The 669-nt window shown below is 71.0% G+C and carries 1 protein-coding gene; it reads right to left on the reverse strand.

The genetic code is table 11. The annotated features are described in order from the left end of the window. Positions 1-669 (reverse strand): hypothetical protein (locus CCN37_RS41250; RefSeq protein WP_210408409.1); only part of this gene is annotated, 669 nt, incomplete at both ends.

The following is a 669-nucleotide window of genomic DNA, read 5'->3' on the forward strand; positions in this document are numbered from 1 at the left end:
CCAGGCGGTCGCGTACGTCGGCCTCGCCGAGTTCGGTCTCCTCTGCACACAGCGCGATGTGGTCCTCTGAGACGGCGCCGGTGAGGGCGGGGGCGCGGCCGGTGAGCCGGGTGGTCAGGATGATGACGTCGGCCCAGTCCGGGACGATCTCCCGCTCGGCACCCTCGGGCGGGTCGACCGTGACGTCGAGACCGAGGCAGGAGAAGGGCGCGTAGCGGTCGTAGACCTCGGCCAGGGTCCACTCGAAGCGCCCGGCGACCAGGACGAGTTCGAGGGGGCCTAGGGCGCCGGGGCCCAGCAGGCCCTCGTCGAAGGCGGCGAGGTCGAAGTCGGTCGGCTCGAAGCCGACGAGGCGGTCGGCGCCGGGACCCTGGAAGTCGCCCGGGAGTTCGATGCCTCCTGCGGCGCACAGCCTCGCCACGTGGTGATACGCCGTGTCCAGGGTGCGGAAGCCGTCCCGACGGCGCTCGATGGCGAACCGCAGGAGGTCCATGACGGACAGGTCCTCCTGCAACCGCGAGGGGCCGGAGACCATGCCGAACAGTGTGGGCTCCGCGTCGGAGAGGAAGTCGAAGTCCGCCTCGTTCAGCCGCAGATCGTGGAACTCCGGGGCGAGATCCGGGACGCGCAGCTCCAGTGCCGTGTCCAGACCTCTCAGCTCCTCGGCCA

Source organism: Allokutzneria sp. NRRL B-24872, from assembly GCF_002155965.1.
Lineage (GTDB): Bacteria > Actinomycetota > Actinomycetes > Mycobacteriales > Pseudonocardiaceae > Allokutzneria.